Origin of the sequence: Microcystis sp. 49638_E5 (assembly GCF_021300285.1) — a bacterium.
Taxonomy (GTDB): domain Bacteria; phylum Cyanobacteriota; class Cyanobacteriia; order Cyanobacteriales; family Microcystaceae; genus Microcystis; species Microcystis aeruginosa_C.
Map to the genome: position 1 here is coordinate 1 of NZ_JAJTDH010000112.1, position 8,739 is coordinate 8,739.

9 protein-coding genes are annotated in these 8,739 nt (G+C 42.8%); 6 read left to right on the top strand and 3 right to left on the bottom strand.

Annotated elements, in window-relative coordinates:
* On the top strand, positions 1 to 211 hold a 211-nt coding region (locus tag LW728_RS20545; RefSeq protein ID WP_287767749.1), incomplete at its 5' end, for a hypothetical protein.
* Between the two features lie 247 nt (positions 212 to 458).
* A complete protein-coding gene (locus LW728_RS20550) occupies positions 459 to 1,484 on the top strand; it encodes an ABC transporter permease (RefSeq protein ID WP_287671423.1) in 1,026 nt (341 codons plus the stop codon).
* A gap of 179 nt (positions 1,485 to 1,663) precedes the next feature.
* Here the strand turns inward: LW728_RS20550 and LW728_RS20555 are convergent, their stop codons facing one another.
* From LW728_RS20555 to LW728_RS20565, 3 genes are all read right to left on the bottom strand, one after another.
* Positions 1,664 to 2,287 carry a type I restriction endonuclease subunit R gene (locus LW728_RS20555; protein WP_172456627.1) on the bottom strand — a complete coding sequence of 208 codons (624 nt, stop codon included), beginning with the start codon at positions 2,285 to 2,287 and terminating at the stop codon, positions 1,664 to 1,666.
* 5 nt (positions 2,288 to 2,292) lie between these two features.
* Positions 2,293 to 3,330, bottom strand: a complete 1,038-nt coding sequence (csaB, locus tag LW728_RS20560; RefSeq protein ID WP_287767964.1) for a polysaccharide pyruvyl transferase CsaB — start codon at positions 3,328 to 3,330, stop codon at positions 2,293 to 2,295.
* Positions 3,331 to 3,577: 247 nt separating this feature from the next.
* The gene (locus LW728_RS20565; protein ID WP_287709789.1) at positions 3,578 to 4,657 is read right to left on the bottom strand and encodes a RuBisCO accumulation factor 1; all 1,080 of its coding nucleotides are present in this window, start codon (positions 4,655 to 4,657) and stop codon (positions 3,578 to 3,580) included.
* A gap of 213 nt (positions 4,658 to 4,870) precedes the next feature.
* Here LW728_RS20565 and ccmO point away from each other — a divergent pair, with 213 nt between their 5' ends.
* The 4 genes from ccmO to LW728_RS20585 all read left to right on the top strand — a co-directional run.
* Complete coding sequence (gene ccmO / locus LW728_RS20570) at positions 4,871 to 5,671, top strand: beta-carboxysome assembly protein CcmO (RefSeq protein ID WP_002753877.1); 801 nt, start codon at positions 4,871 to 4,873, stop codon at positions 5,669 to 5,671.
* Between the two features lie 285 nt (positions 5,672 to 5,956).
* The gene (locus tag LW728_RS20575; protein WP_044034309.1) at positions 5,957 to 6,508 is read left to right on the top strand and encodes a gluconokinase; all 552 of its coding nucleotides are present in this window, start codon (positions 5,957 to 5,959) and stop codon (positions 6,506 to 6,508) included.
* A gap of 47 nt (positions 6,509 to 6,555) precedes the next feature.
* Positions 6,556 to 7,371 (top strand): hypothetical protein, encoded by an 816-nt coding sequence (locus tag LW728_RS20580; RefSeq protein WP_287671433.1) that lies wholly within the window; start codon positions 6,556 to 6,558, stop codon positions 7,369 to 7,371.
* Positions 7,372 to 7,851: 480 nt separating this feature from the next.
* The coding region (locus LW728_RS20585; RefSeq protein WP_287767967.1) for a PLL family lectin at positions 7,852 to 8,739 on the top strand (888 nt) is incomplete at its 3' end.

The following is an 8,739-nucleotide window of genomic DNA, read 5'->3' on the forward strand; positions in this document are numbered from 1 at the left end:
GAGCCAGGATCAAACTCTCCATGATGAATCGTTTGATTCTTTTGACTTTTTTTTGTCTCCCCCTTGCGGGTTTGACTTTTTTGTTATAGAATTGCTTCTAAACGAGGCTGTTTTGCTTGGCTTTCAAACTATTGTTTTGTCTAGGTTCGAGCGTCGTTTGTTTCGCTTCGCTTTCGCTTTGCTTCAACCGCGCATTTATCAATGTATCTAACTTCCCTAAGTTTGTCAACCCCTTTTGGCAAAATTTTTTGATCTTTTTTCTATCCCTTGCTACGTAAGCTTTTCGGACCTTAGTGTTTTTTGCTAGTCCCTTGATCAGAACTGGCGGGGCGGACAAAACAGTTTATCTGTACTAAATATTTTTCCTCTATTTAATTTTTTATTCAATCCCTCTCGATCGCCTGGTCGATTTTGAGGTATGGTTCCTTGAGAGTCTATTTTCTAATCGGAAAGCCCTCATGTCTCGCCGCTCTGCTTTACAATCCTATTTACTGGTGCGTTTACTCCTAGCTCCCTTGATGTTATGGACGATCGTGACGGTGGTTTTTCTACTGATGCGTGTTGCCCCAGGTGATCCCACGGATGCGATTTTAGGCAACCGCGCCCCTGAAAGTGCCAAAAATGCCCTAAGAGAACAATTAGGACTGAATAAACCCCTATTTTTCCAGTACCTAGACTATATTTTTCACCTAATGCGCCTCAATTTAGGAAACTCTTTAACCAGTAAGGGGGTGACGGTATGGGAGATTATCGCTAAACATTTTCCAGCGACGGTGGAACTAACTTTTTATGGGATGCTGATTGCAGTGATAGTGGGAGTCGGATTGGGAATTATCACCGCTTCCCGTCCCAATACTCCCTTAGACGCGGGGGGACGTTTATTTGGACTGATAACCTATTCCTTGCCGATTTTTTGGGTAGGAATGCTCTTACAGCTAATTTTTGCGGTACAGTTGCGCTGGTTTCCTTTGGGGACTCGTTTTCCTTTGAGTGAAACTCCACCCCAGACAATTACGGGTTTATACACCCTTGATAGTCTGATGACTCTGCAACTAGATAAGTTGCCCACAGCTTTGTATTATCTGGCCTTACCTAGTTTTACTCTCGGCATTCTTTTGAGTGGGATTTTTGAGCGGATGGTGCGAGTTAATCTGAAACAAACTTTGCAAGCGGACTATGTAGATGCGGCAAAAGCAAGAGGAATACCAGAAAAAACGATTATGATCGGCCATGCGCTGAAAAATGCTCTAATTCCCGTAATTACTGTCTTAGGATTAACTTTTGCGGCTCTTTTAGGTGGTGCAGTCTTGACGGAAGTTACTTTTTCTTGGCCGGGTTTGGGAAATCAGTTATATCGGGCGATTTCTCTGCGCGATTACCCAACAGTGCAGGGATTAATGGCTTTTTTTGCGACAATAGTGGTTTTTGCCAGTATTTTGATCGATCTAATCAATGCTTATGTTGATCCTCGCATCCGTTATTAATCAGGGAGAGAGAATTATGAATTATGAAGTGGGGGAGAAGAGAAAGGGGAGAGAGAGTTTGAGCATTTGTACTAATATAAATTTCCCATAGTCCTGACTAACATCTGAAAGCGCGATTCCGCTCTAAGATAGGAATTGCGCTTTGGAATAATCAAATAATATTGAATCTGTTCTTGATTTTATTCAATCGCCTCAGCGATGTGTTTTAAAATCTGCAAAACCTTATATATTTCTTCTCTGGAAATAAAGGGAGCAAATACCCTAGATAGGGCATAATGATGGACATTAGCTCTCAATTTGACAAATAAAAGATCATCTCCATTGGTGACGAGAGCAAAGCTAGGTTTTTCTGGCCGGGGATTAGCCATCAAATAGGCCAGGGTTTGCGGTAAGGCAGTCCAAACCGATAGGGCGGTTTTTTTGGATTCTACAATTACCACCCAAAACTGATTTAACCAGACTAAAACATCGATTCTACCCGATAGTATTTCTTCCCCATCATCGACGGTTAAGCTTACCGATTCCTCTGCGCGTACTCGAAAAGGCGGATCGTAAAAACCCGCAATCGCTAGTAAGGGAGAAACTAACAATAAAGTCACGGTTCCTTCTAATAACTGTCCTGCCGATCTTTGGTATAAATATCTTTGTCTTAGTTCATCTAAACTCTTTTTTTCATGGCTAGATAGAGACAGTAAATCACTTTGCCATTCGGGAAAAAATGCCCTATCTTCTGTTAAGGAGAGATTAAATCTTGTCTCAGCTAGGGCAATAGTCGTGATAACATCAGTAATAGCACTCGACATAAAAATTAGCTCACCAATCTAGATAAAATTTCTCGATGAATTAAAGCTCGATCGATTAAAAAATATTTGCGATCGCTGGTTAATGCCTCTCCATTGGCATAAAAATTAATCCAAGTGTTACTAATATCATTAACTGCCTCTGGTAACTGATCTAATTCCCAACCCAGCATCGGTACTTCGGCAATTAATCGCGACACTTTCGGATCATAACTAAGGGCAAAACAACGACAATCTTCTGCCGCGGCCATAATCAAACTATGAAAGCGCATTCCGATCACCATTTCTACCCCGCGAAATAAGCCTTTTAACTGTCTCGGATCCTCTAAACTAATGATTTGATGATTTTCCCCTAATTGACGGGCTACAGCTTCACAGAGGGGCAAATCCCGCGACTTTTGAAAAGGGACTAGGAGAATAAACGCCCCCGTACTGGTTTGTAAATCAATTAAAGCTTGGGTTAATTTATCTAATTTTGCCGGGGTTAATAGGGGATGGGGACGTAAATTGACGGCGATTCTTGGGGCAGGTAAATCCGATAATCCCTTGACTGATTGAGCGTCTAAAGCCCATACTGGATCGGGGGCAACAATGGGACTAATACCCCAACCAGCGACTAAATGAGCCGAAGCATCATCGCGCACAGTAACTAAACTACATTGTTTTAAGACTTTTTTGGTTAACCAACGTGTAAAAGGTCTATTTAATGGTCCAATTCCCTGCCCCCAAGCAATAGTTTTTAAGCCCAATAATTGAGCAAGAGCCATTAAACCACCGTAATAAATTGGGCTGGCAAAACTGGTGACATCCTGCATTAAACTGCCACCACCCCAGATAAATATATCCGCTTTTTTAAGAGTTTTAAAAACTTGCCACCAATCCCTACTAGGACAGGTTTCCACTCCATAACGTTGACTGGTTTCTCTGGGATTATTTGACAAAACAATAGGTTTAATTGCTGAGGGTAACATCTGCAATAGAGACACTAATAATGCCTCATCTCCTCCGTTTCCTCTCCCATAATATCCACAAATTACTGCACGCATATATTCAGTTATCAGTTATCAGTTATCAGTTGTCAGTTATCAGTTATCAGTTATCAGTTATCAGTTATCAGTTATCAGTTTATAGTGCTTTTCACGTTACTGAGGTATCGACAAGTTTTGCCAACAAAGGGTTTAAGCTCCTTGCTCATACCTCATTCTGATGAAAACTGCTATATCTATTTTCTTGTTCCCACTCATAACTAATAGCTTAAACCTGATCAGTGATCAGTGATCACTGATCACTGATTTAGTCGTCCATTTGCCAGGGTTCGGTGATGTTGTTTTCATCGAGGATATTTTTTGCTCTTAAAATCAAGATCAATTCACCTAGTATGGTGACATCGGGGGAACTATCAAACCATTGTAAAAAGACAGAATTATCCCTCTCCACTAGATAATAATTGTTCACGTCCCATTCGGCCAAAACTCGATCGATGACTAATAACACTTCCTCAGACCTGGTGGCAATCGATCGAGGTAATTGATCGCTAGGCCATAAAATCGCTACAGGATCGATCGCTTTGAGAATTGCTTGCCAACCGGGGAGAGGCACGATTGTTTGTTTATCCCCCACCGTTACCAGTCGAAAAGGTTCCTCGACGCTCAAACTTTCTGTGTGTTTTATATCAGTTACCGTCACCGGAAATCTTCCTACTAAAGGAATAATTCTGGCTAATTCGTCCTCATCCTGTAAACGATGAACGGGCAGCAAGGGAGCGCTACGGGCGGGAGTAACGGTAAAATCTTGTAGTAAGGACTCGATCGCCTGTCTGGCCGAGTCAGAATGGGCAAATTTCAAACCTTTAGCGATTAATTTCGCTCTTTCGGCTAAATCTCGCTTTTGTTTGCCCCGTTTCCAACACTGGTAAGCGATCGCATCTCCAGGATGACGGGTAAATTCACTGGGAATCTGGGATAAACGGGAAAAATCTTGGATAGCTTTGGCGATATCGTGTGCTTCAGCCACCTCAATCCTTTTTTCTGCCGCTAATTTCGCTGCCCCTAGTCTTTGTTCTTGGTTGAGAATCCGTAATTCGTATAGCACATCACTGCGCGGCCCGATGTAGTAACTTAACAAATCTTCATCTGCTCCCGATTTGATTAAACTCTCAAAAACTTGGGCAGCGACAATAATTAAATTTTGTTGGGCATTTTGAAACCCGGTTTGTTCAAAAATTAACTGGGAATCGTAGCCAGCTTTTTGCAGTTTTTGACATTTTTGCCCCCAATTCACCCAATTTCCTTCCTTATGAAGCAGCGAGCGCATTAATTCGGTCGCTTCCGTTTCGCTGATTCGATCATCTGTACTGCGAGGCTGTTCTGTCATAGACAACTTGATCAAGCTACAATAACTAAAATTTATCTAATCCCTCAAAAATCTTCAATAGCAATTAAGGTTAACAGGATAGACTAGATAGTAACAGGATAGCTGACAATCACCCCCTTCGTACCTGTTAGGGCAAGTTTATCTTCAATGTCTAGATTAAGAGTTAATGGAAGCATTCCCCCCTCGTCCACAACTAACCCCGGTCAAAGGACGATGAAAACCAAGCGTCACCCCAAAGATAGTGCCTTGGGTTTAGTCTCTACCCTCAGCTTTCCGGCGATCGTCGGGACGGCGGATATGATGCTAAAATCGGCAGAAGTTACCCTCGTGGGTTACGAAAAAATTGGCGGTGGTCACTGTACTGCGATCGTGCGTGGTAATATTGCCGATGTGCGTTTAGCAGTGGAAGAAGGGGCAAAAACCGCCGCACAGTTCGGACAATTGGTATCTAAATCGGTTATTCCCCGACCGATGCCCAATTTAGAGGTAATTTTCCCCATTGGTAGCCGTTTAGCCGAAATTGCCCAAAGTCAACGGGGTTTCAGCAAACTGAGCAATATGTCGATCGGTCTCTTGGAAACCCGCGGTTTTCCTGCTATGGTGGGGGCAGCTGATGCCATGTTAAAATCGGCCGATGTGCAGTTAGCTTCCTACGAAACAATTGGGGATGGTTTGTGTACGGCCATTATCCGGGGTTCGGTCGCTAATGTGGCCGTGGCCATTGATGCGGGAATGCGGGAAGCAGAGAAAATCGGTGAACTGCACGCGGTGATGATTATTCCCCGTTTATTGGAAGATTTAGAACATACTCTACCGGTGGCCAGCTACTGGTTAGAAACCCCCGAACCTTTACCGATGTTGTTACCCAATACTGTCCGGGAAAAACAACGGGAATTGGTCGCTTTACCAGAATTGGAAAAAACCAAAATACCAATTCGTCGCCAAGAAATGCAGGAAAAAGTGTTAGAAGAAGTGATTCCCGTGGAAGTTATCACCGATGAGGACAATTATTAATTTTTATTTTCAGCTTTGCTCCTGTGCTGCTAAAAGTACAGGAGCAAAAGGTTGAATTAGGGTTTGCGGGAAAAAGTTTGTTGGTGGGTGTGGGGTGGATACTTGTATCGGGTATGAATGATAATTTCACGGTAAAAAATCTTTACAGAAGACCCCGACAATTAAACCAATCGAATAATGATAAATTTTTGTCAAGGGGTGCGGTCAGATCGAATAATCGTCGCTAGAATTGGCCTAATTGTCAGAAATTTAGTCAGCCATTTTCTAGTAATGAGGAGGAGGTGAATGGACGGTTGCCCATTGGTGTGGATCATTATGGGTGTTGCTGGATCAGGAAAGACGGTTGTTGGTCGGCTCTTATCTGAGCGGCTAGAAAGTGATTTTCTTGAGGGCGATCGCAGACATCCCTTATCGAACATCATCAAGATGCTTTCACAGAAGTCTCTACAAGACGAAGACCGTCGTCAGTGGCTTCTAGAAATAGAGGATGATATTCGACGGGCAATAACTCAAAACAGAGAAGCTGTAATAACCTGTTCTGCTCTGAAAGCTTCCTACAGGAGACAACTGACATCTTTAGGACAAGTTCAGTTAGTTTGGCTAAATGTACCTGAACCAGAGCTAGAGCTAAGACTAGCCAACAGGTTAAATCACTATATGAAACTTGAGATGCTTCATAGTCAAATAGCTTCTTTTGAACCCATCAGTCCAGAGGAAAATGTAATTGCTGTAAACGGACTTTTGATGCCAGATGAAATTGTGAACGAACTGCTAGAAAAGGCGATGCAAATATTTCCAAACATGAAAAAACCTTGGTGGCAGAGATGCGCCGAGTAAAGATTTCTGCCAATGATGGTTATACCAAAAGTGATGGGTTGTAAAAGATGTCAGAAATGCATTCCTACGGTGTTAACAACCAAGCCTTTCGGCTAAAAGTTATGGGCTGGATCGCCTTATTTTCTTTGATTGTATCTCTACAATTACAACCGTTAATTGATTTGGTTAGGACAAACATCTCTAATGCCTTTCCTTTACCACGAGATGTATCCCCCATTTCTTTCTTTACAATTATATTTACCCTTTCTTTTATAGCTTATGATCGATGGTTATGGAAGCTAAACCCATTTGACAAAATACCTAGTTTGTCTGGCACCTGGATCGGGATGGGAAACAATCCTCACTTTGAACTGCTTCGTCTAGAACTAATGCAGATTGATCAGACTTGGACTAGCATATCCATATCAGTGGAAGTTTATCAAGAAAATGAGTCTGGTCCAGAAAATTGGCTGGATACAGTCCATCTGGGTACAGAACATTCTACGAATGCCCGTATTACTGAGTGTTTACGTAAATATTGTGACTTTAACTTTCAATACATACATGATGGTGAAGCAGGAGGGCAAGATTCATTTGGTGGAACATTTTTTCTCAAATATAAATATAAGAAGATGAAAAATAGGAAAGTGGAGATTCATGAGCTAAGTGGTAAATATTCAAATACAAAGACAGGCAAAAATACAAAGACAGGCAAAAATACAAAGACAGGCGAAAAGTTTGAAGGAGTAGTCGGTCGAATTGCTTTTCGTAGAGTTTCCTTTGAAATTTTGGAGCTTGAAGATGCATTAGAAAAGGGGAAGGACTATTTAAATGAGCTTACAAAAGAAATATCTTCTCGTATTAGCGATGACCCCGATATTTAGTGCGATCGCCATTGCCGTAGGGTGCGGTCCCTAATGCAAGTCCTCCTACTCCACTAATAGATTTTTGGGGAACGCACCATGCACATTGATTCAAGCTGTGGGTTAAAGTGCGATGTGGGCTAATCTGGCTAACAGGCTTTTGGGCGTGATATGGGGAAAAGTTCGGGCGATTGCGCCTAAATAGAGTGATATGCCGAAAGTTGACCCATATCGTTAGTCTGGAGAGTGTTATACAGAAAGCTTCCGTATAATCCCTAGTTAGACAGTCACTATGATTCGGTCGCCTAGAGAGGGGCTGTGGATTGGTTTCGCAGCCCCAACCTCCCATGGCTCCCTGCCCACCCCATTGACTTGAGACCCATACTTTTGCAAGGGTTCTCAGAGATGTGTCCCTCAGTCAGATCCGGGGGACGCCAGCCCAGAAATTAGGTGCTAAGCTTATCTTTGAAAATCAAGTAGAAATTACTGGAGGATGCAATCATGCCGACACTTCGAATTCTGTATATAGAATGTATAACAACAGGTACAGGTCTTTTCTGGAAAGAGAATGATAAAGCGTTCTCGAAACTTCTAGGTAACATCTTGGACGCTCAGAATAGGTTGCTAGGAACGGCTGGAGCGATAACAGGGTTGACGCCTTTGAAGGTGCTGAAAGATGCAATAAACGTGGCGGGAGACGTATGGAAGGAGGTGACCGATCTGATTGAAAGCCTCGGTCTTGACGGCTCAGATGATTTCTATATAAGTCTTTCTGACCAGGAGAGACAGCAGAAGGTATGGCCTTTACAAGAAGACTATTTTGAATTGGGTAATGAAAGACCTCGAATCACTCTTGATCTAACAATTCCATACGATAGGACGATAACAGTCTATTTTTGGGAAAGAGATACTGGAAGTGACGATGATATTCTTGGTAGCCTCTCTGTGATTAGCCATGAGCTTGCAGGGAGAGGGGGTGAACCTGACACTGCTACAGGTATATTTGTGGGAAGCAAACAAGAAAATTCCTTGTATTACATCGTATTTTCGGGCGGTGTCGCCTTAAACAGCGATGGAAAACCGTCCCCATTAGGAACATCCGCTGCTGCTCTTTCTAAGATTGGCAGCTCTTCATCAGATATTCAAGTAGATCTGGCAGATTTATTATCGGTAACTGCCATCAGCGGAGTGCCCGGTGGGGTGACATTGTTTGCGATCAAGGGTGATCGAAAGGTGTGGAGCCAGTATTATGATCCCCGCGTTGAGAATCCAGCGTGGTCAGGATGGTTTGAGTTAGGGGGTGGCGTTTCCCCAGAAACCACAAACGTGTCTGCCGTTAGCTCATTACCCGGCGCAGCCAGTCTCTTCGTTGTCGGTTTAGATGGCCGA

What these genes read in the sequence shown, in the direction of transcription:
- csaB (WP_287767964.1), bottom strand. Translation starts at nt 3,330, where the DNA reads ATGCGTGCAGTAATTTGTGGATATTATGGGAGAGGAAACGGAGGAGAT.
- LW728_RS20550 (WP_287671423.1), top strand. Translation starts at nt 459, where the DNA reads ATGTCTCGCCGCTCTGCTTTACAATCCTATTTACTGGTGCGTTTACTC.
- LW728_RS20555 (WP_172456627.1), bottom strand. Translation starts at nt 2,287, where the DNA reads ATGTCGAGTGCTATTACTGATGTTATCACGACTATTGCCCTAGCTGAG.
- ccmO (WP_002753877.1), top strand. Translation starts at nt 4,871, where the DNA reads ATGAAAACCAAGCGTCACCCCAAAGATAGTGCCTTGGGTTTAGTCTCT.
- LW728_RS20575 (WP_044034309.1), top strand. Translation starts at nt 5,957, where the DNA reads ATGGACGGTTGCCCATTGGTGTGGATCATTATGGGTGTTGCTGGATCA.
- LW728_RS20580 (WP_287671433.1), top strand. Translation starts at nt 6,556, where the DNA reads ATGTCAGAAATGCATTCCTACGGTGTTAACAACCAAGCCTTTCGGCTA.
- LW728_RS20565 (WP_287709789.1), bottom strand. Translation starts at nt 4,657, where the DNA reads ATGACAGAACAGCCTCGCAGTACAGATGATCGAATCAGCGAAACGGAA.